General features: G+C 31.6%; 25 protein-coding genes and 1 tRNA gene. 13 read left to right on the plus strand and 13 right to left on the minus strand.

Annotated features, from left to right (window positions below; genetic code table 11):
• A partial coding sequence (locus tag WNY60_RS14800) for a hypothetical protein (protein ID WP_342862850.1) occupies nucleotides 1-857 on the minus strand: 857 nt, incomplete at its 3' end.
• 172 nt (nucleotides 858-1029) lie between these two features.
• Here WNY60_RS14800 and WNY60_RS14805 point away from each other — a divergent pair.
• Nucleotides 1030-1102, plus strand: a tRNA-Gly gene (locus WNY60_RS14805).
• A gap of 125 nt (nucleotides 1103-1227) precedes the next feature.
• Here WNY60_RS14805 and pepE read toward each other — a convergent pair.
• Nucleotides 1228-1935: a dipeptidase PepE gene (gene pepE, locus WNY60_RS14810; protein ID WP_342862851.1), complete on the minus strand. Its 708-nt coding sequence runs from the start codon at nucleotides 1933-1935 to the stop codon at nucleotides 1228-1230.
• Between the two features lie 109 nt (nucleotides 1936-2044).
• On the opposite strand from pepE, the gene WNY60_RS14815 reads away from it, so the two are divergent.
• From WNY60_RS14815 to WNY60_RS14845, 7 genes are all read left to right on the plus strand, one after another.
• On the plus strand, nucleotides 2045-2854 hold the full coding sequence (locus tag WNY60_RS14815; RefSeq protein WP_145006418.1) for a carboxypeptidase-like regulatory domain-containing protein: 810 nt from the start codon (nucleotides 2045-2047) through the stop codon (nucleotides 2852-2854).
• A 37-nt stretch (nucleotides 2855-2891) separates the two neighbouring features.
• Nucleotides 2892-3608, plus strand: a complete 717-nt coding sequence (locus WNY60_RS14820; protein WP_342862852.1) for a hypothetical protein — start codon at nucleotides 2892-2894, stop codon at nucleotides 3606-3608.
• Between the two features lie 59 nt (nucleotides 3609-3667).
• On the plus strand, nucleotides 3668-4168 hold the full coding sequence (locus tag WNY60_RS14825; protein WP_145006424.1) for a DUF6702 family protein: 501 nt from the start codon (nucleotides 3668-3670) through the stop codon (nucleotides 4166-4168).
• Nucleotides 4169-4231: 63 nt separating this feature from the next.
• Nucleotides 4232-6541 (plus strand): M1 family metallopeptidase, encoded by a 2310-nt coding sequence (locus WNY60_RS14830; protein ID WP_342862853.1) that lies wholly within the window; start codon nucleotides 4232-4234, stop codon nucleotides 6539-6541.
• A gap of 89 nt (nucleotides 6542-6630) precedes the next feature.
• The gene (locus WNY60_RS14835) at nucleotides 6631-6960 is read left to right on the plus strand and encodes a thermonuclease family protein (RefSeq protein ID WP_145006430.1); all 330 of its coding nucleotides are present in this window, start codon (nucleotides 6631-6633) and stop codon (nucleotides 6958-6960) included.
• 256 nt (nucleotides 6961-7216) lie between these two features.
• Nucleotides 7217-7990 (plus strand): PoNe immunity protein domain-containing protein, encoded by a 774-nt coding sequence (locus WNY60_RS14840; protein ID WP_342862854.1) that lies wholly within the window; start codon nucleotides 7217-7219, stop codon nucleotides 7988-7990.
• A 2-nt stretch (nucleotides 7991-7992) separates the two neighbouring features.
• Nucleotides 7993-8892: a hypothetical protein gene (locus WNY60_RS14845; protein WP_342862855.1), complete on the plus strand. Its 900-nt coding sequence runs from the start codon at nucleotides 7993-7995 to the stop codon at nucleotides 8890-8892.
• A gap of 57 nt (nucleotides 8893-8949) precedes the next feature.
• Here WNY60_RS14845 and WNY60_RS14850 read toward each other — a convergent pair whose 3' ends face one another.
• Genes WNY60_RS14850 through WNY60_RS14860 form a run of 3 tightly spaced genes read right to left on the minus strand, consistent with a single transcriptional unit; the run spans nucleotide 8950 to nucleotide 11680 of the window.
• Nucleotides 8950-9495 (minus strand): DUF4136 domain-containing protein, encoded by a 546-nt coding sequence (locus tag WNY60_RS14850; protein ID WP_342862856.1) that lies wholly within the window; start codon nucleotides 9493-9495, stop codon nucleotides 8950-8952.
• A 23-nt stretch (nucleotides 9496-9518) separates the two neighbouring features.
• Nucleotides 9519-11498, minus strand: a complete 1980-nt coding sequence (locus WNY60_RS14855) for a urocanate hydratase (protein ID WP_342862857.1) — start codon at nucleotides 11496-11498, stop codon at nucleotides 9519-9521.
• A 14-nt stretch (nucleotides 11499-11512) separates the two neighbouring features.
• A complete protein-coding gene (locus WNY60_RS14860) occupies nucleotides 11513-11680 on the minus strand; it encodes a DUF5522 domain-containing protein (RefSeq protein ID WP_186439235.1) in 168 nt (55 codons plus the stop codon).
• Between the two features lie 47 nt (nucleotides 11681-11727).
• On the opposite strand from WNY60_RS14860, the gene WNY60_RS14865 reads away from it, so the two are divergent.
• The 4 genes from WNY60_RS14865 to hemL are packed head-to-tail and all read left to right on the plus strand — an operon-like array spanning nucleotide 11728 to nucleotide 15066.
• A complete protein-coding gene (locus tag WNY60_RS14865) occupies nucleotides 11728-12066 on the plus strand; it encodes a hypothetical protein (protein ID WP_145006445.1) in 339 nt (112 codons plus the stop codon).
• Nucleotides 12056-12967, plus strand: coding sequence for a pyridoxal-phosphate dependent enzyme (locus tag WNY60_RS14870; RefSeq protein ID WP_342862858.1), 912 nt, complete (start codon nucleotides 12056-12058; stop codon nucleotides 12965-12967). The genes WNY60_RS14865 and WNY60_RS14870 overlap by 11 nt, the downstream gene beginning before the upstream one ends.
• Before the next feature lie 3 nt (nucleotides 12968-12970).
• The gene (locus WNY60_RS14875; protein ID WP_342862859.1) at nucleotides 12971-13783 is read left to right on the plus strand and encodes a glucosaminidase domain-containing protein; all 813 of its coding nucleotides are present in this window, start codon (nucleotides 12971-12973) and stop codon (nucleotides 13781-13783) included.
• A 5-nt stretch (nucleotides 13784-13788) separates the two neighbouring features.
• Nucleotides 13789-15066 (plus strand): glutamate-1-semialdehyde 2,1-aminomutase, encoded by a 1278-nt coding sequence (hemL, locus tag WNY60_RS14880; RefSeq protein ID WP_145006454.1) that lies wholly within the window; start codon nucleotides 13789-13791, stop codon nucleotides 15064-15066.
• 91 nt (nucleotides 15067-15157) lie between these two features.
• On the opposite strand, the gene WNY60_RS14885 is transcribed toward hemL, so the two are convergent.
• From WNY60_RS14885 to lysS, 4 genes are all read right to left on the minus strand, one after another.
• On the minus strand, nucleotides 15158-15499 hold the full coding sequence (locus tag WNY60_RS14885) for a hypothetical protein (protein ID WP_145006457.1): 342 nt from the start codon (nucleotides 15497-15499) through the stop codon (nucleotides 15158-15160).
• Nucleotides 15500-15630: 131 nt separating this feature from the next.
• Nucleotides 15631-16125 carry a hypothetical protein gene (locus WNY60_RS14890; RefSeq protein ID WP_145006460.1) on the minus strand — a complete coding sequence of 165 codons (495 nt, stop codon included), beginning with the start codon at nucleotides 16123-16125 and terminating at the stop codon, nucleotides 15631-15633.
• A 116-nt stretch (nucleotides 16126-16241) separates the two neighbouring features.
• Nucleotides 16242-17228, minus strand: coding sequence for a hypothetical protein (locus tag WNY60_RS14895; RefSeq protein ID WP_292947307.1), 987 nt, complete (start codon nucleotides 17226-17228; stop codon nucleotides 16242-16244).
• Between the two features lie 143 nt (nucleotides 17229-17371).
• Entirely contained in the window at nucleotides 17372-19066 is a 1695-nt protein-coding gene (gene lysS, locus WNY60_RS14900; RefSeq protein WP_342862860.1) for a lysine--tRNA ligase, read from the minus strand.
• Nucleotides 19067-19223: 157 nt separating this feature from the next.
• On the opposite strand from lysS, the gene lipB reads away from it, so the two are divergent.
• Nucleotides 19224-19922, plus strand: a complete 699-nt coding sequence (gene lipB, locus WNY60_RS14905) for a lipoyl(octanoyl) transferase LipB (protein ID WP_145006528.1) — start codon at nucleotides 19224-19226, stop codon at nucleotides 19920-19922.
• 2 nt (nucleotides 19923-19924) lie between these two features.
• On the opposite strand, the gene WNY60_RS14910 is transcribed toward lipB, so the two are convergent.
• From WNY60_RS14910 to WNY60_RS14925, 4 genes are all read right to left on the minus strand, one after another.
• Nucleotides 19925-20566: a hypothetical protein gene (locus WNY60_RS14910; RefSeq protein ID WP_342862861.1), complete on the minus strand. Its 642-nt coding sequence runs from the start codon at nucleotides 20564-20566 to the stop codon at nucleotides 19925-19927.
• Nucleotides 20567-20644: 78 nt separating this feature from the next.
• Nucleotides 20645-22102, minus strand: a complete 1458-nt coding sequence (locus WNY60_RS14915) for a hypothetical protein (protein WP_342862862.1) — start codon at nucleotides 22100-22102, stop codon at nucleotides 20645-20647.
• A 2-nt stretch (nucleotides 22103-22104) separates the two neighbouring features.
• Nucleotides 22105-22830 carry a glycosyltransferase family 2 protein gene (locus WNY60_RS14920; RefSeq protein ID WP_342862863.1) on the minus strand — a complete coding sequence of 242 codons (726 nt, stop codon included), beginning with the start codon at nucleotides 22828-22830 and terminating at the stop codon, nucleotides 22105-22107.
• 17 nt (nucleotides 22831-22847) lie between these two features.
• Nucleotides 22848-23897 carry a nucleoid-associated protein gene (locus WNY60_RS14925; RefSeq protein WP_145006540.1) on the minus strand — a complete coding sequence of 350 codons (1050 nt, stop codon included), beginning with the start codon at nucleotides 23895-23897 and terminating at the stop codon, nucleotides 22848-22850.
• Nucleotides 23898-23901 lie beyond the last annotated feature (4 nt).

Genomic DNA, 23901 nt, shown 5'->3' on the forward strand with positions numbered 1-23901 from the left:
TGTTCAGCTTCAATTGCATCAATATCATCAGCGTTTTCTGTGATTTGAGATTGTAAAGCGGTATCATCAAAAGGAGTTACGCTTAAATCAAAGTCATTACCATTAGCAGTAACAGCAACAGAACCATCAGTTGATTCTACAGTTTGAATTTCATTAGTTGCATCAATGTCTTCATCAGCAGTAATGTGATCCGCTATTGCAGTTTCATTAGCAGTAATCGCAGTGTCTTGCGTAATTTGTTCAGCTTCTAAAGCATCAATACTATCTGTGTTGGTTGTAATGTTTGCAGTATTGTCAGCAATAGCAGCATCTTGAGTAATCTGTTCTGCTTCAATAGCATCAATATCATCAGCATTTTCTGTAATTTGAGATTGTAATGCAGCATCATCAAAAGGAGTAACGCTTAAATCAAAATCATTACCATTAGCAGTAACAGCAACAGAACCATCAGTTGATTCTACAGTTTGGATTTCGTTAGTCGCATCTGCATCTGCATCACTTAAAGAAATTATAGTGTTTGTTCCAGATTCGTCTGTATACGTTAGTGTGCCATCATTATTAGATACAATTGAAGTAACCGTTTCACTAGCCATGACATCAACACATAGACTATTCCATGCATTATTATTAAACTGAAATAAACAATCTTCATCAGTGTTATAGGCTATTGCACCTTCAAGAGGTGTGATAGCATTCATTTGTGCAGTTGTAATCCTTGTAACGACAAGCGTTTTGGTTGTGCTTTCTAATTCAAGTACTGAATTTTGGTCAATGTTTTGAGGATTATCACCAATCTTGACTTGGGCTAAAGCATTTGTCGTGATTAGGATTGTCAGAATTAGTAGAATTTTTTTCATCTAAGGGGGTTTTTTATGTAAACATATGTTTTATAACTCTATATCTACGTAAAAACAGTCCTTTGCGTTTTATGTATCGATGAAGTGTTTAAAATAATCGATAAAAAACAAAATAAAAATTGAAATAATACTTGTTAATCTAACAATTAGTACTATTTTTGCCACCGGAAATGCGAGAGTAGCTCAGTTGGTAGAGCGTCAGCCTTCCAAGCTGAATGTCGCCAGTTCGAACCTGGTCTCTCGCTCAAAAGCTTCATCATAACGATGGAGCTTTTTTTTTTGGAATACAGTTAGATGTATTTATTCTATATCATATTACTATACTATATAAGGTTTAAAGTTAGCCTTCAATAAAGCTCATGCTTTAGTTTTATTTTAATTCATTTAAAAAAGTGTCTGTTTCAATTTCGTAAGGCTCACTTCCATGTTCAAAAACTCTAGCATTTAACACACCTTTTAATTGAATAGATTGCCCTTTTACTTCTAGCCAACTACCTTCCCTAAGTCCAACAACCGGTTGTGTGTTAAATTTATGAAACTCTTTTATCCTAGTTTCTCTAGTTTCTCCCATATGTTTACTTGAAGGATCTGGATCTAAATAATGAGGGTTAATATTAAATGGCACAAAGCTTAGTGTTTTAAAACTTGGCGGATAAACAATTGGCATATCATTGGTAGTACACATGGTTAGACCACATATGTTACTTCCAGCACTTGTACCTAAATAAGGGGTTCCGTTTTTAACAGCAGCTTTTAAGGGATTAATCAACTTAAATTTATACAACGCATTAACTAAAACAAAGGTGTTTCCGCCACCTGTAAAAATACCCTTAGCATTAGTAATAGCTTCTGCTGGATTTTTAAACTCGTGTAATCCTTTTACTGTAATACCAATTTTAGAAAAAGCTTTTGCTGCTTTTTTTGTGTATTCATCATGCGTTATACCACTTGGTCTCGCATAAGGTATAAAAACAATGTCGTCTATATTTTTAAAATGAATTTTTAAATCGTCTAATAAATAGTCTAAATATTGACCAGAATGAAGGGTTGAAGTACTTGCGATTATTAATTGCTTCATAATTTTAGTTTTTGTAAATTTAGGTATTAGAAGCTTTTAACAAAAGATTATAGATGCTTAACATAATAATTTAGTCTAAAAGTTTTTAATTTACCTAAAATCAACCAACATGAAATCATATATTATTGCATTTTTTCTTTTAGCTTTTAGTTTTGCTAATGCTCAAGACAGCACCAGAGTCGAGCTTAAAGGTAAGGTTATTGTCGCGTCTCCAGATTTAGAAGGCATAACCATTTATAATTCGTCTTCAAATAAAGGAACAGTAACTAATGCCGACGGAGAGTTTACTATTAGTGCAAAACTTAATGATAAAATTAGTATTTCGGCTTTACAATTTAAAGATTTTACGGTGTTGGTCGCTCAGGAGGTTTTAGACTCTAAACAAATGAATGTCTTTTTAGTAGAACAAATTAATAAGCTGGATGAGGTTGTTATTTTGCCATACGATTTGTCCGGAATTTTAGATGAAGACATTGCAAACGTCGAAACCTTTAATCCAGATTTAGACGCTATTTATTTTGGAATTGGTGATATTAGTCTTTACGAGTTTGCTGATGACGAATATAGTAAAGTAGAAAATTTAGCAGCTATGAGTCAGAACGATAGATTGCGATACCAAGCCAACGGAATGTTAATTTTAGGTAGCTTAGTAGATTTGATTTTTAGTAAAAAAAATAAAAATAAAAAGGAGACCAAAGAGGTTTTATACCAATCTTCAACTTTAAGTGATACTTATGATCATAAATATTTTACAGACAATTTTAATATTCCGGAAGCTAAAGTAGAAGCCTTTATGGCCTATGTTGAAAGTAATAATTTTGATGTTAATTTATTGAATAAAGGTAACGAAATGCAATTAATAGAGCATCTTAATACAGAAAGCAAAAACTTTTTAAAAGAGAAAGTTGAAAAAAAATAGGCTTTTTTTATGTTTCATGTTATTTGTGATGTTTCAAATGATACACGCTCAGACTGTTGAGCTAAATGGGACAATCACTGCTGAAGACGATATTGAAAGTATTCATATATTAAATAAAACCTCTTTAACTAATGCAACATCAAGCAAAGATGGAAGCTTTGTTATCAAGGCTAAATTAAACGATACCATTATATTTTCTGCAGTACAATATACATTACTAACCAAAGTAGTTAGTCAAGAGGATATAACTTCAAAAACAATAGCAGTTACTTTAAAATTACAAACCAATCAATTAGACGAAGTTTTTTTAAAAAGGTCTTTGTCAGGAAATTTAGAAGACGATTTGTTGCTTCTAGAGGCTAAACCAGTAATCAATTTTTATGACGTAGGCATACCTGGATACCAAGGAAAACAAAAATCATCTGCCGAAAGAGTCTTACATGAAGCAACAACAGGAGGAGGTTTTATACCATTAAATCCATTGTTAAACGGTATATCAGGTCGTACTAAAAAGCTAAAAGAAATTGTAAGATTAGAAAATGATGATGCCTTATTAGTAAGACTTAAAAACGACCTAAAAGAAGCTTTTTTTAAAAACAATGCTTTAGACGAAAAACACCATATAGATTTTTTTTACTTTGTACAAGAAGATCCGGACTTTAGAAGTGTTTGTAGCAAAAGTAATTTAGATGCTTTAGCTTTTTTTCAAAAGAAGTTAGACCAATACAAAACAAATTTAAACACTAAAGAATAAATAATTATTTGGAATACTTTTTGCCATTAATCCATTAGATTTGTAATTACATTATACTTATGAAAACACTAAAACAGCTTTTATTTATAACCGTATTTGCGCTATTATCATTTACATCAGTGCACAAATACTATGTAAGTATCACGCAAATTGAATACGTAAAAGAGAAACAATCACTTCAAATTATTTCAAGAATTTTTGTAGACGATTTTGAAAAATTAATACGTAAACGTTACGATAGTAATATTACTTTAAATAATGGTGGTAACGAGGAAGTTATCAATCAATACGTTAAAAAGTATTTGTTAGAAAAAATTGAAATTTCGATAAATGATGAGCCAAAAAAAATAACATTTATAGGAAAAAAATATGATGACGATATAATGTATTGTTATCTAGAAATAGAAAACATTGCATCAATCAAGAGTTTTGAAATAAAAAATAAAGTGTTGTTTGATCTATTTGACGATCAAAAAAACATTGTACGCACCAATATTAACGACAAAAATAAAACCTTTGTGTTGATAGCAGAGAAAGATAAAGGTTTGTTAAACTTTTAACAAAGATTTTAAACAACGTTAATTTTTGTTAAATTCACGTTCTTAAAGTAACAAACTATCACAATGAAAAAACTAAAGTATCTATTTCTTTCAGCTTTATTTTTGTCCGTAAGTGCTTTTGCACAGGACCAAAATGAAAAGAAAGAACGTCAACCAGGTCATACCAACAACAACAAGTTTAAACAGTTGTATGACGAGTTTTCAACACCAAACATGTACAGAGCAGCATCAGGTGCTCCAGGTTCTGCGTACTACCAACAACAAGCAGATTACAAAATGGACATCCAATTGGATGATAAAAACGCAAAACTTTATGGTTTTGAAACCATAACCTACACCAACAACTCACCAGATAATTTAAATTATTTATGGGTACAGTTGGATCAAAACATGCGTGCTAAAACATCTTTAACACCATTAATTCAAGATGACGCAGCACAACCAGCAGATACACCTGGTAACTTTGCAAACAAATATTTAACCGAAGCTTTTGATGGTGGATTTAACATCCAAGAAGTAAAAGATACTAAAGGTAATGCATTACCGCATATGATCAACCAAACGATGATGCGTGTAGAGATGCCTTCTGTTTTAAAATCAGGAGAATCTTTTTCGTTTTCAATCAAATGGTGGTATAATATTAATGATCACGTAAATGGGAGAGGTCGTTCTGGTTACGAGTATTTTGCTGAGGATGATAACAGAGCATACGTTATCGCTCAGTTTTACCCAAGAATGGCAGTTTACAATGATGTCGAAGGATGGCAAAATTCTCAGTTTTGGGGACGTGATGAGTTCGCATTACCTTTCGGAAACTTTGAAGTAAACATTACAGTTCCAGAAGATCATATTTTAGATGGTACAGGAAAGTTGACTAATAGAAAAGATGTGTTTTCAAAAGAAATGATGAAACGTTATGAAAAAGCACAAAAATCTTATGATGAGCCTGTAGTAATTGTAACTCAAGATGAAGCAATTGCTAAACTAAGCACAAAAGCAACTAAAACTAAAACATGGAAGTTATATGCAGAAAATGTACGTGACTTTGGTTTTGCTACATCAAGACGTTACATCTGGGACATGATGAGTGTTAAGATTGGTAATAAAGATGTTATGGCAGTATCATTATATGGTAAAGAAGGAAACCCATTATGGGAAGACTGGTCAACAAAAGCAGTAGCAAGTACTTTAAAGTCTTACTCTCGTATGACTTTTGATTACCCTTACCACAAAGCAATATCTGTTCATGCTAAAGAGCAAGGAATGGAGTATCCAATGATCTGTTGGAATTATGGTCGTCCTGATAAAGATGGAAATTATAGTGACAGAACTAAATTTGGAATGATGTCTGTAATTATTCATGAAGTAGGACATAACTTTTTTCCTATGATTGTAAATAGTGACGAGCGTCAATGGACTTGGATGGATGAAGGTTTAAACACATTTGTACAATATGTAGCAGAACAAGATTTTGGAAAATGGTATCCAGATGCTTTATCTGAAGGACAAACAGCATATCCATCACGTCGTGGACCAGCAGCAAACATTGTAAGATATATGGGTGGAGATCAAGATTACATTGCTCCAATTATGACTAAAGGATTAAATACTTACCAATTTGGTAATAATGCATACGGTAAGCCAGGAACAGCACTTAATATTTTACGTGAAACTGTAATGGGACCAGAATTATTTGATTATGCATTTAGAGAATACTCTAACAGATGGATGTTTAAACACCCTACACCAGAAGATTTTTTCCGTACAATGGAAGATGCTTCAGCTTTTGATTTAGATTGGTACTGGAGAGGTTGGTTTTATACAACAGACTACGTAGATATAGGTGTTAAAGAAGTTAAAAAATACTTTGTATCTAACGAGCCAAATGCTGAAATTAAAAAAATGGCTGAGCAAAGAGGGATGAAGTTAAGTGACTTACCACCTTTAGTATTTTTTGTAGAAGAAGGTGCGGATGATTTTGATACTAACTTAAAAGGAAAGTCTGCTCTAGAAAACTCTACTACTTTAAATGAGTATGTAATGGATAACTTTACAGCTGAAGAGCGTGCTAAAATAAAAGAACCAAAATTCTTTTATAAAGTAACTTTTGAAAAGCCAGGAGGATTAGTGATGCCAATTATAGTTGAGTATACTTATGCTGATGGTACATCTAAAACAGAAACGTATCCAGCACAAATCTGGAGACTTAATGATAAAGAAGTAAGTAAAACGTTAGCAACAGAAAAAGAGATTGTAAGCATTACTGTAGATCCTAAATTAGAAACTGCAGATGTTGACACGTCTAACAATTCTTGGCCAAGAGAAATGAAGGCTAGTGAGTTTGATAACTTTAAAGAGCAAAACAAAAACTAAGTACTAGTTTGTTATACTATTGTAAGCCCTTAAAACTTAAGTTTTAAGGGCTTTTTTATTTTGTATATTTAGCATTATAAAATAATATTATGTACACATACAAAGCAAAAATAATAGCAGTTTACGATGGTGACACCGTAACAGCAGTTGTAGATTTAGGGTTTCTACATTCTCAAGAAATGAAATTACGTCTGTACGGGATTGACACACCGGAAATGAGAGGAGCAGAGAAAGAAGAAGGTAGGAAGGTTAGAGATATTGTTAGAAGCATGATATTGGATAAAGAAGTTACTATTCGATCCTATAAAGATAAGCAAGGTAAATATGGACGTTATTTAGCTAATATTATATTAGATGACGGATTAGAACTAAATCAGTGGTTGGTGGACAATGGTCATGCTAAACCTTATTTGTTGTAGTTAATATTTTATTAGATCATTCTATTTTATTACCAAAGCAAATAGGTGTTAATAATTATAGTAAATTCAAAGATAGAAATGATATTAATATTTTTTTAAGGTATAAGAATCCTAAATCTGATAGATTATGTATTATGCCTTATGGTGAAAATAAAAGTGTAATAGAAAATTAAAAATTGAATTCATTTTTTAGTGTCGGATATGATAATAGAATAGGACAACCAATAGGACCGTGGGATCATTAAAAATAAATTGAATGAGAGATAAATATAAAGGCAAAGCGTATTTTAATGATTTTACAGACGGTATCTATGCTAATCAAGAAAAAAGATTTGAGAAATTAAAAAATAATCAAATTAAAGTGGATAGAATATATTCAGTGAAACTTGATATGGTTAGAAATTATTTAAAAATAATCTTTGCCAAATATTCTAGAGGTGATGATATGTTTTCAGAAAGTGTAAATAAGGACTTGCATAATACATTGACGCTTTTCACAGAATGTTGGCGTAAAAATCATTCGTCATTAGTGTCTTCTCAAAAGAATAAAGGAGAGTTTTTAAATCAATATTCTTTAAAGCTTTTCTCAATTATAATAGATTTATTGTCAATTAGTGTTTTGTTGGATGCTAAAAAGGAGTATTTTAATTCAATATCTAATTTCATTGATAAAGATAAAGTTGTAGATTTTTTGTTTAATTTTTTTATTATGTATAAGGATCCAAATCGAGGTGCAATCAAGTCTGAGTCTTATGAAGAGTTTTTCGGTATAAATGAGAAGTTTAAAGAATTAAAGGAAGTCCTTTTTTTAAATGATAAAAAAGAAATTGAAAGTAAAATTGATTTATTTTTAAAAAGGAATTGGTTTGATATTATAAGTAAAGAATCAATTTATGGTTTAAACACGAGTAAGAATAATGATTACTGTGGTTACTGGTGTTTTCCTGCAGCAGCAATAGTAAAAATAAAAGAACTAGACGATAGTAGTTTTAGAGACAATCCATATTATCCAAAAGATTTAATACAATAATTATGAGATTAAAAATAACAATAGGTATGATATGGTTTTGCGTGTTTGGTTTAAACGCACAAATACAATCCATACAGTTGCCTAAAGGCGAAGATGCAATTAGTATATCTAAAACTAGTATCACACCAATCTATAGTCTTTATACAGACAAACATGAATCCATTTATCTAGAAGACCAAGCGATTGCATTATCTGATTTGGCTAAAACCTTAGCGTATAACAGAAGTCAATTAGAAGAAATGCAAAAACATCAAGTCAAAATATTCTTATACATTGATCAATCTGTTAAATACACTATTGTAGATAAAATTAAAACCGAGTTAGCTTCTGCTTACTTTTATAATTTAGTTTTTAAGACTAATACTATAGAAAATAAAGATATAGTATTTGGTTTTTCAATAAAGAATCATCAGTCCTTTTTTCATATAGAAGATCTAAAAAAGGTGCTTACTAAAAAAGAAGAAACTAAAAATAAGCGCTATAACGATAGTATAGCTAAACTCAGTAAAGAAGATTCAGATTCGTTTTTAATGTTTCCGCCACCACCTCCACCACCTGTTGATGAAATGTTCGAGTTAGGTTATAGAATTTATACTAATCAACAAGAAGTTATTGATGAGGTTTTAGAAGGGAAAAGCTATAATAAATTAGAGTTATCTAACAACGGTTTAAAATATGGAAATAGTAATATTGAAATTAAAGATAACGCTCAGTTTGTAGAAACCTTAAATTCAAAAGATGTTGCCTTTATAAGCTTTGATCCAGCATTAACTTATTCAAATTATTTTAAGTTTATTACGCTTCATAGACAATTATCAAAAAAAGGATGGGTTACCAAACCTTATTTGGAATTATCCAATGAGATAATTAAAATTCATAAAAAGGCTAATATTAAATTCTAGCATAAAAAAAGCGACTACTTTAAATAAGTAGTCGCTTTTTTAAATTTTAAACTATTACTATTGTTCCATTCCTGGAGGATATTTTTCCATAATCTTAGTTACAAACTCTTTAATGCGTTCCTCTTTTTTATCTACATTTTTAGATAAGTATCCAGTACCTTGACCTTGCCAAACTAATTCTTTTTTATTTGCGTCAATTAAGTCCACATACAAAACACCTTGAGTAGTAGTAGAGACTGTAGGTTGCATATTCCAACCCCATCCCCAACGAGGTCCACCCCAACCCCAAGCACCAACTCCCCAATTGTTGTTGTAAACATCAACACGTTGATTGGATTTAGTAAAAATACTAACTAGTAAGTCAGGGTTTTGAGATTTAGTATACCCTTTAGCTAGTAACTCAGACTCAATAGCTCTAAGGATGCGACGTTTGTCAATATCATTAATTTCGGCTTTATCAATTCCTGATTTAAAAAAAGCAAAAGTTTTGTAGTTGTTAAAATCTACAGCTTTATCATAATCTGCTGCTACTTTTACTGAGCTACATGAAGTAAATGCTATAAGTAATAGCAATGCTGGTAAAATTCGTAATGTTTTGTTCATGGCGATAATATTTATAGTTTAACTTAATTTAATAAAGCATCATCAACAAGATTAGGTAAAGTTACTTTTAAATTAGGTTCAATATCCATTGCGCGCTTAATAGCAAAAATAGCTTCGTCATTTCTAGCCCAACTACGTCTTGATATTCCGTTATTTACGTCCCAAAACAACATTTGTTTTAATCTTTTTGATGCTTCTATACTACCATCAAGAACCATACCAAATCCACCATTAATTACTTCTCCCCAACCGACTCCACCACCATTATGGATACTAACCCAAGTAGCACCTCTAAAGCTATCTCCAATAACATTGTGTATAGCCATGTCTGCAGTAAAGCGTGAACCATCATAAATATTAGACGTTTCGCGATAAGGACTATCTGTACCAGAAACATCGTGATGATCACGACCTAATATAACGGTATCAATTTCTCCATTTGCTATGGCTTGATTAAAAGCTTCGGCTATTTTCATACGACCTTCTGCATCTGCATACAATATTCTAGCTTGTGATCCAACTACTAATTGGTTGTCTTGTGCGCCTTTAATCCATTGGATGTTATCGGACATTTGTTGTTGGATTTCTTCAGGTGAATTTTGCTTTATTTCTTCTAAAACTTGACAAGCTATTGCATCTGTTTTTGCTAAATCTTCAGGATTACCTGATGCGCACACCCATCTAAATGGGCCAAAACCATAATCAAAACACATAGGACCCATAATATCTTGTACATAACTAGGGTATTTAAAATCAATACCGTTTTTAGCCATAATATCTGCTCCTGCTCTTGATGCTTCTAGTAAAAAGGCATTTCCGTAGTCAAAAAAGTAAGTGCCTTTTGCGGTGTGTTTATTTATTGCGTCAGCATGACGACGCAATGTTTCCTGTACTTTTTCTTTAAACAACTCAGGTTGATTGGCCATCATAATATTAGCTTCGTCAAAAGTAATACCTACAGGATAGTAGCCTCCAGCCCAAGGGTTATGTAATGAGGTTTGATCACTACCTAAATCAATATTTATATTGGCTTCATCAAATTTTTCCCAGACCTCTACAATATTTCCTAAATAAGCAATAGAAATGGTTTCTTTTTCGGCTTTAGCCTTATTAACACGAGAGACTAATTGGTCTAAATCTGTAATCTTTTCATCAATCCAACCTTGATCTAAACGTACTTGTGTAATTTTTGGATTGACTTCTGCACAAACAGTAATGCAGCCAGCAATGTTACCAGCTTTGGGTTGTGCGCCAGACATTCCGCCAAGTCCTGAGGTTACAAATAAATTACCTTTAGGCTCTTTTTTAATTTTTCTAAATCCGTTTAAAACTGTAATAGTGGTACCATGCACAATACCTTGTGGACCAATGTACATATAACTTCCAGCAGTCATTTGACCATATTGCGTAACACCTAAGGCATTAAATTTCTCCCAATCATCTGGTTTGGAGTAGTTAGGTATCATCATTCCGTTAGTAACTACAACTCTTGGTGCTTCTTTGTGGCTAGGAAATAATCCCATTGGATGACCAGAGTACATGACTAAAGTTTGCTCATCATTCATCTCTGCCAAATATTTCATGGTTAAGCAATATTGTGCCCAATTGGAAAATACACCACCATTACCACCATAAGTAATTAACTCATGTGGATGTTGTGCAACTGCATAATCCAAATTATTTTGAATCATTAACATTATAGCAGCAGCTTGTTTGGATTGTGCAGGATATTCAGATATTGGTCTAGCATACATCTTATAGTCTGGTCTAAATCTATACATATAAATACGACCATAAGTATCTAGCTCTGCTTTAAACTCAGGTAATAGTGTTTCGTGATGTTTTTTGTCAAAATAACGCAAGGCATTTCGTAAAGCTAATTTTGTCTCTTCACTACTTAATATTGCTTTTCGTTTAGGTGCGTGATTTATGGAGGGATCAAAAGGTTTTGCTTTGGGTAAATTATCAGGAATACCTTGTAATATTTGCTCTTTAAATGTCATAGTAGTTAGTAACTTTACTTGTTTTTTATTGCGTTAGTTTTTGCATTAAATCCATATGGACAATGCCTGCAACCGCTTTGGCAGCAATAACCACGTTTTAAATGGTACTGTTCTGTAAAACAGCGGTAACCTTCAGGTGTAAGGTAAAAATCGCCTTCTTCAACTGGAATTATCTTCTTCATATCACAAAGATAACGTAAATTGGAATATATTTTGAAAGACAGTAATCATGATAATAGTATCTAAATATTTAGTACCTAAAGGTTATACAGGTATGACTGTTTTTCCGTTTATATTTTTAAAATCTAAAGTTTTAAAACAGAGTGAGACCTTGGTCAATCACGAAAAAATTCACTTAAAACAGCAATTAGAGTTATTAATAGTACCGTTTTATATCTGGTATGGTTTAGAGTTTGTTTTTAGGTATATCCAACATAAAAATTGGTATTTAGCTTACAAAAATATAAGCTTTGAAAGAGAAGCCTATTGTAATGACCTAAATCTTGAGTATCTAAAAACTAGACGTTTTTGGCAATTTTTAAAGTATCTTAGCAAGCATGAAATTTAAACCAGAACTTAGTGTTAATCAAAAAATAGAACTTCCATTTAAAAGTTCTGTTTCTTTATATATAAAGCGAGAGGATTTAATTCATCCAATTATATCTGGTAATAAATATAGAAAATTAAAATATAATATCGCTTTCGCGGAAACGCTTAATCAGGATACTTTACTGACTTTTGGTGGTGCATTTTCTAATCATATTGCAGCATTAGCAGAAGCTGGACGTGTTTATGGCTTAAAAACAATTGGAATTATTAGAGGTGAAGAGCTTAACGACAAGGTCTTGGATAGCCCAACTTTAAAGTTTGCACAGTCTTGTGGTATGCAATTTAAATTTATAAGTCGTGAAGCATTTAGACTAAAAGGAACACAGTCGTTTTACGAAAAAATTAAAAAAGAATTTGGTGACTTTTATTTAATTCCTGAAGGCGGAACCAATGATTTGGCTGTAAAAGGATGCGAAGAAATTTTGACGGAAACAGACCGTAAATTTAATTACATATGTGCTTCCGTAGGAACAGGAGGTACCTTATCAGGCTTGATTAATAATTCAAACACAGCACAAAAAGTTTTAGGTTTTTCAGCTTTAAAAGGTGACTTTTTAAAAGAAGATATTAGTAAATTTGCAAAACAAGATAATTGGCAATTGATGACAGATTACCATTTTGGTGGTTATGCTAAAATAAACACAGAATTAGTAACGTTTATTAATAGCTTTAAAAAGCAAAATAATATTGCATTAGATCCTGTTTACACCGGAAAAATGATGTTTGGTATTTACGATTTAATTAAACGTGATTATTTTAAGCCAAATTCTGAAATATTAGTGATTCATACTGGAGGTTTGCAAGGTATTGTAGGTATGAATAAAAGATTAAAACAAAAACAACAACAGTTAATTTTATAATTGATGAAAAAAATAATTACCATGCTTTGTCTTACTTTATTAATTGTAAGTTGTGGCTCTTCAAAAAAAGTGACTACAAAAAAAGGTAGACAAAAAACCGTTAGGGTTGTACGAAATAAAAGGGATACTAAAAAAGACACCAAGGATGATGTTATTGTAGTAGCCACTCCAATAAAAGAAACACCTGAAGTATATGCTAGTAAAACGGACGAATATATTGCAATTTATAGTGATATAGCTCAAGACGAAATGCGTAATTATAATATACCTGCAAGTATTACTTTAGCACAAGGAATATTAGAGTCTGCTTCTGGACAAGGACGTCTGTCTGTAGAAGCTAATAATCACTTTGGAATTAAATGCCATGAGTGGACAGGTGCAAAAATTTATCATGATGATGATGCCTCTCAAGAGTGTTTTCGTAAGTACAAAAACTCTAAATACTCGTTTAGAGATCATTCACTATTTTTGACAGAACGTAAACGGTATTCAAAACTATTTACGCTAGAAAAAGATGACTATAAAGGTTGGGCCAGAGAGCTTAGAGCAGCAGGTTATGCTACAGACAGAAAATATCCAGATAAATTAATAAGCCTAATAGAGCGTTATCAATTATATCGTTTTGATGCTGTAGTTTTAGGTAAGCAAAATGTAGCAAACGACAAGCATACTGTTGTAAAAGGCGATACATTATATTCGATATCAAAAAAATATAACCTAACTATAGATACTATTAAGTCTTTAAATAGTTTAGAAGGCGATAACCTATTTGTAGGTCAAGTGTTATTTGTAAAACCAATTCCAAAAGATTTTTAAAGTCTATGATTTATAAACGTAGTAGTGCTTTGTTTGCAGAAGCAGAGCAAGTAATACCAGGAGGAGTAAACTCACCTGTAAGAGCATTTAAAGCAGTAGGTGGAACACCTATTTTTGTTAAAGAAGCTAAAGGTGCTTATTTATATGATGAAGATGATAACAAATTAATAGATTACATCGCATCTTGGGGACCAATGATTTTAGGTCACGCACACAAACCAGTGGTAGATGCAGTTATTGATAAAGCAAAAAAAGGAACATCCTTTGGAATGCCAACTCAAATTGAAACTCAAATAGCAGAGTTAGCTGTGTCAATGGTACCAAATATTGACAAAATACGTTTTGTTAATTCTGGGACAGAAGCCTGTATGAGTGCTGTTAGATTGGCCAGAGGATATACAAACAAAGACAAAATAATCAAATTTGCTGGTTGTTATCATGGTCATTCAGACTCATTTTTAATTCAAGCAGGAAGTGGTGCAGTAACTTTTGGATCACCTAATAGTCCTGGAGTTACCCAAGGTACAGCAAAAGATACCTTATTAGCAAAGTATAATGATTTGGCTAATGTCGAAGCTTTAATTAATGCCAATAAAAATGAAATAGCTTGTATAATTATCGAGCCTGTTGCTGGAAATATGGGTTGTATTCCTCCAAAAGCTGGGTTTTTAGAAGGTTTACGTGACCTTTGTGATGCTAATAACATACTGTTAGTTTTTGACGAAGTTATGACTGGCTTTAGATTAGCCAAAGGTGGTGCACAAGAATTACTAGGTATTAAAGCAGATATTGTGTGTTTTGGTAAAGTGATAGGTGGAGGATTGCCTGTAGGTGCTTTTGCAGCTAGAGCTGAAATAATGAATCATTTAGCACCTTTAGGTCCAGTGTATCAAGCCGGAACATTAAGTGGTAATCCATTAGCTATGGCAGCAGGATTAGCTATGTTAACCGAGTTGAATTCTGGTGATGTATTTGAAAGTTTAGCAAAAAAAACAGCCTATTTACATAAAGGTATTGCAACCGTTTTAACAGAATTAAACATTACTCATACAATAAACAGAGTTGGCTCTATGATATCTGTTCACTTTTGTGAAGATGAGGTTGTAGATTTTGAAACATCTGCTAAAGGAAATAACGACACGTTTAAAACCTTTTTTCATGGCATGCTTAACCAAGGGATTTATTTAGCACCAAGTGCTTTTGAAAGTTGGTTTTTAAATGATGCTTTATCTTATGAAGATTTAGATAAAACTATTGCAGCATGTAAAGCAGTATTTAGTTAACAGCATTAAACAATAACTATAAAACATAAAAAAGCCGATTATTTTATAATCGGCTTTTTTTATATAAGTGTATTACTACTCTGTGGTTTTATTAATTGGACAACTCTAAAAATTTAGTGTACTGTTCGTCATTTAAAATTTCTTTAAGTTGAAGTGATAAACGCTCGTTAATTTTTTTGCTAAACGTATTATATTCACTTGTACCAACTTCAAATGAGTTGTTTAATGTTTCCGATTTTGAGTAAAATTCTTGATAAGCAACAAACATTAATTCCTGAGTTGGCTCATAAGCTTTAACAAGTCTTCCAATTTCTGCAGTTTTTGCTTGTGCTGCATTATTTATTTCTGCACTAAATTTTTGTTGTGCATTAGCAGTTGTTGTTGCTAGTGTTAAACCAAAAACGAAAAGACAAAGTGTAATTATTTTTTTCATTGTGTAAGTGTTAATTAATTATACTCTCAAAGTAACACTATTTGATTAATAATTACAAATAAAAAAGCACTGAATAGACAATCAGTGCTTTTTTACCTTTAAAAGTTAATATTTGATACTAAATCATAGATTTAATTGTCAGATTTATCCTCTTTTTTATGATCTTTTTTGTTTTTTGAACCCTTTTTCATGTGCTTACGTCCATGTTCTCTTTTCGATAAAGATTTTTCCCACTTAGTGTATTGCTCAGCAGTAAGGATTGTTTTCATTTTTTTCTTAGCTTCAATTTGTGCATCTAATTTAGCATTCATGCGCGCTAACTTTTCTTCTTTAGTAGGTTTTACACGCTCTTTATTATCTTTTTCAGCTAAGCGCTTATCAAAGTTTTCTTTACGTTTTTTAGCACTTTCTAAATTTAAAGCCATCACTTTTTGTTGTTGGGCTTCTGTTAAATCTAAATGTAACGTCATTTTTTTTGTTTGTAACTGTGCCATATCTTGAGGGTCTAAGTTTTGGCGTTGCTCTAAACGTTCTTTTTTATTTTCTTGACGCTTTTCTTTTTTGTTGTCTTGTGCATTTGCTTGAAATGTTATTAAAGCTAATGCTAGTATTACTAATCTTTTCATCTTTTTTTGTTTTTTAAATTGTTATACTACTAAGACGTGCAAATTTGAGAATGGTTTAAACGCCTTAGTTTTTTTAATCTTTAATTAACAGTTTAAAAAGATTGGTCGACAGTTAATTACAATGTGTTTAAATAGGATTTAATCAAGAAATAGCCTTCTGTATGGACAAAGGTAGTGCCCAATAATGGCATGCTAAACAATTCTTGATAGTTGACCATTCTAGAATTTATTTCACCTTTTTTTTCTAATATGGATGTGTTTTCAAAAAGGGTTTCATATCTAAAATCTAAAGTGGTTTGTACATCGCAATAACCTCCTGGTTGGTGACAAGAGGCACAATTGACATCTAAATATGCTCTAGCACGATCTTGTAAGGAGTAGGTGGCATCATCTTCCCAATTTGGTAAAGTTGTTATTGTGGAAATATCTGATATACCAGTAATTTGATTGTTGTTTATTAGGTTTTGTAGTTGATTATTGTAATTAATGGAGCGTAATTTGGGTCCTAATGGTTTTACTTGGTCATTGTTTGAATGGCAGGTTACGCAGTCTAAGTTTGATGGAATTTGATAATTTACTGCTACAGTTGTTCCATTTTTATCAATAAAAGACACTGGTACTGTTGCAGCGTTGTTTTCTAAAACTGCTTCGGTTTGTGCTTCGTTCCAGTGGTAATCGCCAGCGATCCATGTTCCGTTTTGTTTTATTAGTAACCTGGTTTCGATAATTTTTCTGCCTTGGCTTAAATCATTTTCATCTAAATTGTAATAAAAAGACTTTACTATTATCGAGTTGTCTGGAAACTCTGGCATTCCATTGCCTACAGCTGCTAATGTTTCGCCTTCAGGCAATACAATAAAACGTGCTTTATGTGCATAATCTGTAAAAAGTGGTGTGTTTAAAGTGTATGTAAAACTATAAGGAGATGGTGTTAAATCTTTAAGTGGTCCTTCAAAAAGATTAAGTTGTGATAGGTTAGGTAATAATTGTGCAATAGGTCGTGGAGTAGTCGTTACTGGTATATCTATGGTGTCAACATCTTCATTTTTGCTACAGGAAAAACAAAGTAATAGTGTTAGTACTAATGTGGTTAATTTATTCATTGTTAGTGGTTTTGAATCGTGAAAATAAAGAAAATGAACCAATTATAATGTCTGTAAGTTTAAATGTTGGGAATAAAAAAAAGGAATTACATGTATGTAATTCCTTTTTATATATTTAAAAGTGGTGTTTTGTAATGCTGTATTTATATAGTTTCAACAAATAATCCATCGTCTGTTTTATTGACTCTAGCGACACCTAATTTGGTTAATCCTTTAATAGTTTTGTCCCACTTTTTGTTACTTAAACCAGATTGTTCTTTAAGTGTATTAAGGTCTATTGGGCTACTTGCTTTTACTAATGCGAATAGTGCTTTTTCGTCCTCTGTCATTGGAACTGCTTTTTTCTCAGGTCTCATTTGTGGAAAAAACAGGACTTCTTGTATTGATTTATTATTGGTTAAAAACATAATTAATCTATCCATACCAATTCCCATTCCTGATGTTGGAGGCATTCCGTACTCTAATGCACGTAAAAAGTCTTCATCTATAAACTCGGTAGCTTCGTCATCTCCTTTTTGAGCTAATTTTAATTGGTGCTCAAAACGCTCGCGTTGGTCAATTGGATCATTTAGCTCTGAATATGCATTTGCTATTTCTTTACCACAAACCATTAACTCAAAACGTTCTGTTAATTCTGGATTATCTCTATGCTCTTTACATAAAGGACTCATTTCTTTTGGATAGTCTGTAATAAAGGTTGGTTGTATGTAGTTACCTTCACATTTTTCTCCAAAAATTTCGTCTATTAATTTACCTTTACCCATGGTTGCATCTACGCTAATACCCATGTCTTTGGCAGCAGTACGTATTTGATCTTCTGTTTTACCATTAATATCAAAACCTGTAAAGTGTTTAATAGAATCTGCCATAGTGACTCTAGCATAAGGCGCTTTAAAATCTATTTTATGTTCACCAAATGTAGCTTCAGATGTTCCGTTTACAGCTATTGCGCAATGCTCTAGTAATTGTTCGCAAAAATCCATCATCCAATTGTAGTCTTTATAAGCTACATAAATTTCCATTGCTGTAAATTCTGGATTATGTGTACGATCCATTCCTTCGTTACGGAAATTTTTTGAAAACTCATAAACCCCTTCAAAACCACCTACGATAAGTCGTTTTAAATACAGCTCGTTAGCAATACGCATATATAATGGTATGTCTAAACTGTTGTGGTGTGTAATAAAAGGACGTGCAGCAGCACCACCTGGAATAGGTTGTAATATTGGTGTTTCTACTTCAAAATATCCAGACGAATTAAAGAAGTCACGCATCGCGTTAAATAACTTAGTACGTTTTACAAAAACTTCTTTTACTTTAGGGTTTACAACTAAGTCCGCGTAACGTTGTCTATAACGTTGTTCGGGATCTGTAAAAGCATCAAATGTATTACCTTCGGCATCTGTTTTAGGCAGCGGTAAGGGTTTTAAAGCTTTACTTAAAACTGTAAAGTTTTTAACCATTACTGTTTTTTCGCCAACTTTAGTGGTAAAAAGCTCACCTTCTACACCAATAAAATCTCCAATATCTAAAAGTTTTTTATAAACAGTGTTGTATTTTGTTTTGTCCTCACCTGTACAGATTTCGTCTCTGTTAAAATAAACCTGAATACGACCTTCACTATCTTGCAGCTCTGCAAAACTAGCATTACCTTGAATACGTCTAGACATCAAACGACCTGCAATAACAACCTGTTTGCCTTCCTTAAATTCCTGTTTTATTTGTTTAGAATTGTTAGAAACAGGATATAAATCTGCTGGATAAGGGTTGATACCTAACTCGCGTAATTTTGCAAGTTTTTCTCTACGTACGAGCTCTAGCTCAGATAATTGTGACATAGTATTATTGTAATAAATTTAAGACGCAAATATAAGGATTTGATTTGCGGTTTTGATATTAAATTTAATAAATTACGGTTTGTTAAATACTGCCAAATCTTTTCTTTTATAGGGAATAGGCAAGATAAATTGTATCTTTGTAACATTAAACTTTACCATGAATAAGAACGTACAAATACAAGATTTAGGTACTAAAGACTTTAAAGAGACTTGGGATTATCAAGAAGTATTATTTAAAGGTATTTTAGATACAAAAATTAAAAATAGAAGGGAAGCTGCTGGTCTAGAAACTAATAACTACCTTTTATTTGTGGAGCATCCACACGTTTATACTTTAGGTAAAAGTGGTGATATGTCTAATTTATTGTTAAACGAAGACCAATTAAAAGAGAAAGGTGCATCGTTTTATAAAATTAATAGAGGAGGAGATATTACGTACCATGGTCCTGGACAATTAGTTGGTTATCCTATTCTGGATTTAGATAATTTTTTTACAGACATCCATAAATATTTACGTTTTTTAGAAGAAGTTATTATTTTAACTTTAGATGAATATGGTTTAAAAGCAACACGTAGTGAAGGAGAAACAGGTGTTTGGCTAGATGTAGGAACCCCTTTTGCGCGTAAAATTTGTGCAATGGGAGTTAGAGCTAGTCGTTGGGTTACAATGCATGGTTTTGCACTTAATGTCAATGCTAATTTAGGTTACTTTGATAATATTATTCCATGTGGAATTAAAGGTAAAGCAGTAACTTCCATGCAAGTAGAATTAGGTGTTAAGTCTGTGGATGAAGCAGAAGTGAAATCTAAAATATTAAAGCATTTTAGCGCTATGTTTGAAGCTAACTTTATATAAATTTAGTCCTTAACATAGTCTAGGTAAGCCTCTGCAATCTCTGTTAAACTAAAGTGTTTCCACTCTTTGTTTTTTATGCGTTTTACAAGTGCAGGATAATCTTTAAAATAAACACCCATTGCTTTTTTTACTTGACCATTAGTAAACCCTTTACCACTTACTATATAGGCTTTGTCCTCTGTTGGACGTTGGTATAAAAAGTAAACAAATTCCCAAATAGAGTGTGCTCCAGTTATGGATTTCATGATTCCTTTTTTATCCAACTTATAGCGTTGTGCAAGCGAGTATCCTTTAATAGCATCATTGGCATATATTAATAACATCCAATGTTTATTCTTTTTTTCGGATACTATTTCTTTTCCAAAGGATTTAAATAAATGGACAACAGTGTTTCTGACAAACAAAAATTTATTTCCGTTTTTAGCTGTATATAAAATTTGAGAAATAGTGTCTTCGTCAATTTTTAAAACTTTTGCTTTTGCACTAGATTTATATTCTACTTTACCATCCAACATTTTATTAGAAGGTAGTCTAGCTAAGCCATCTTTAACGGTTCCATTTGTCATTAGTATTTTGGCAGTGTGATATTGTGCGTTAGCAATAAATGAACTTAAAATAAAGGCTAAGTATAAAAGGGATTTCATGTAAAACGGTTAGTTATTGATTATTAGCTTAATTAGCAATCAATTTAGTTAAAAGTATTTACATTTAAAAATGGTCTATCAGTTTTTGATTAGTATACCATCTTTAAAATAGTGAATTTTAAAATCTTTAAAATGGGTTAATACATCCGGTTTAGATATAAAATAGCGTCGATTTATATTATTAAAAAACAAGATTTGAGCTTTACCTTGTTTGATATCTTGGGTCATTTTTTGTAAAGTACTATCGTAAGTTTTTGTATTTACAAATGGAAGTTTATGGTTATTTACATTTTTATAAAAACGCATGATATCGTGTGCATTGGTATAAAGATTTAATGTGTCTTGGGACTTTATGTAGTTAATAGATTGGGAGTTTTTCCATACTTCTGCACTATACTGCGTACCGTTTTGATAATGATTGACTCTTAATTTGTAGGTGTTTAAAATATTGGATAGTAATAGTATTATAAAAAGGACTATGGTTATTGGCTGATATTGTTTCGGTTTTAGAATTGGGTTTAAAATTAAAACGACTAGTGTTAGTATGATAAAATAAAAGGGAAAGAATATTCTGGTGTTAACAGGCACGTTTTCATCAAAAAAAGAAATAGAAATTACTATAAATACTGTATAAGAACACATTAAAGTTACCAATAATAAAATGATAGGTGTACAGGATTTAACTTGTACTATTATTATTTTTTGTATGGTTTTAAATTTAAAAAAACTAATAACTATGACGCTTAAAATGATTGTTGCTATATAGCCATTATATAAAAACCAGTAAATTATTGTTTTGGTTAACGATAATAATCTTCTAAATCTGAAACCAAAAAAATCGATATTTCTTATGGTGTTAGAATTGTTAAAATAGTAACAGTAAATAAGCCAGAGAATAAATAGACTTAAAGAGGAGATTGTATAAATTAAAACCGCCTTTAATCTTGGTTTAATTTTAGATTTATGGAGTATTAAAATATAAGACCCAAAACCACCTATATATCCTAAGCCTGCATATCTAGTTAATAATAACACGCTAGATATTACTCCAGCCCAAATAAGATATTTGTAACTGCTAGTTTTAACCCATTTAATAAAAAGCAATGTTACCAACAGTAGTAAAACCATAAATAACCCTTCGCTTAAAAAGTAAATAAAGACTAGTGATGAGTAGGAGGTTAAAAGTAAAATAACAATAAAAGGAATGACTTTTTTGTCAATTTTTAGTGTTGTTAAAAGGTTGTAAAAAATTAATGAAATTGCAGAAAGGAGTCCTACATTTAATATAAAGGCGCCTGTAAGTATACTGCAATTAAATAGCTTGGTCGTTAATGCTACTAATAATGGGTAAAGTGGAGGCCAATGCGTAATTAGTATTCCGTTTTCGTCTACGATGCCATTACCTAGTAAAATACTTTTTACTATTTGAATATAGGACACAGAGTCTGGCGTGATACCTAATTTATAAGGCCAACTAAAATAAGCGAATAGTAAGGTGAAGGCAATAGAAATTAAAATGATTAATTTTTTTGTCATCACTATTTACCTTTTAATAGCCCATATTTAGTAATACAATATAAGGCTCTAAAACCGTCTTTCCATGATATTTTTTTACCTTCCAGATAGGTTCTTCCATAATATGAAATACCGACTTCGTAAATACGTATGTAAGGTATCCTAGAAATTTTAGCAGTTACTTCGGGTTCAAAACCAAAGCGTTTTTCTTTGAGGTTAACAGATTTAATGATTTCGCTTTTAAACATTTTATAGCAAGTCTCCATGTCTGTAAGGTTTAAATTGGTTACTGCATTAGAGAAAAAAGTTAAAAACTTATTTCCTATAGTATGCCAAAAAAACAATACACGATGTGGATTACTACCCATAAATCTTGAACCATACACGACGTCCGCAAATCCGTCTGTGATTGGTTTTAATAGGACGTTATACTCGTTTGGGTCATATTCTAAATCTGCGTCTTGGATTATAACATAATCTCCAGTTGCTTGTTTAATGCCTTCATGGAGTGCTGCACCTTTACCTAGATTTACTTCTTGCTTAAAAAACTTAATATCTAAATTAGGATTATTAGCAATAAAAGTTTCAATGGTTTTTTTTGTTTGATCTGTAGAGCAATCGTCAATAATTACAATTTGCTTTTTTATACCAAATAGTAATGTTACACTATTAATCTTGTCCAGTATTGGTGTGATAGTGCTTTCTTCATTATAAGCAGGAATTATAATAGACAAGGTTTTAATAGACATGTTTATAGCGTTTGGTTTTAGGCTTCGACGTTAAAAAATACTTTGTAATAATGCATTTTTTTCTCTTCGTCATAACCACGTTCAAGGTATTCTGCACTTGCATCAGGAGCGTCTATGTCTAATTTAATTTGGATGTTTGTATCCAATTTAATTTCGGTTTTAATTTTTTTCTTTTCTTTATTTAAAACTTTTTCTGAGACATCAAATTGATTTCTGATTAACACATTCTGTTCTGATTCAAAATCTTTTTTATAGCTTTCAAATAAATCCATGTGTTTGTCTTCCACAAATACTTCGTCTTTAAAACGCTCGACATTTACTATTTCATTTTCTTTAAAAAAGTCAATAGTTTTAGCTAAAAAGGTGTTATGCTCTTGGGCTCCATAGGTTGTTTTAATTATTTCTGTCGAAAATTCTTTACAAAGCTCAAGATAGTTTTGTGTATGACTATTGTAGTCATCTGCATATTTTATGTTTAAAAACTTATCTATCCAATACGCAGCATCATAATTATTGTTGTCTACGGTTAACACAACTTTACCTTCGGCATCTCCTGTATTTAAAATTAAACAACCCTTATCTACTTTTTTAGCATTGATCCCTTTTTGGACTAAAACGTCGTAACTGTTATCTTCTAAATAGGTCTGAAAAAAGTTGGTTTTGTTTTCTATTTTAAAAATTCCAATAGCATCCACAACCATTTCATTATGCTCAATACCATCAAAATAGGCAACAATTACGTCTCCAGTTTTAATTTGTGCAGAGGTTGATTGCTCATATAAATGTTTAACTACATTTTTGGAGACGTCCACAAAAGTTTCGTCATCTGCAAAAATTTCTTTAGTGTAAGCATTAATTTCATTTAGCTCGATATTGGCATGATGATTAAATCTGTGACTTTGGACTAAGCTTGTAAATGGTCTTAGTAAAAAAGGAACCATTAACTCATAACTGGCTTCATCAAAAATAAGTTCTTTTTCAGAAAAGGCATTTTTTGTATCGTTATGTTTGTTTCCTACTTTGTGAATAATACACTTTAAAATAGAGGCTTTGTTACGATTAATCATTATT

Origin of the sequence: Olleya sp. AS48, from assembly GCF_038900355.1 — a bacterium.
Taxonomy (GTDB): domain Bacteria; phylum Bacteroidota; class Bacteroidia; order Flavobacteriales; family Flavobacteriaceae; genus Olleya.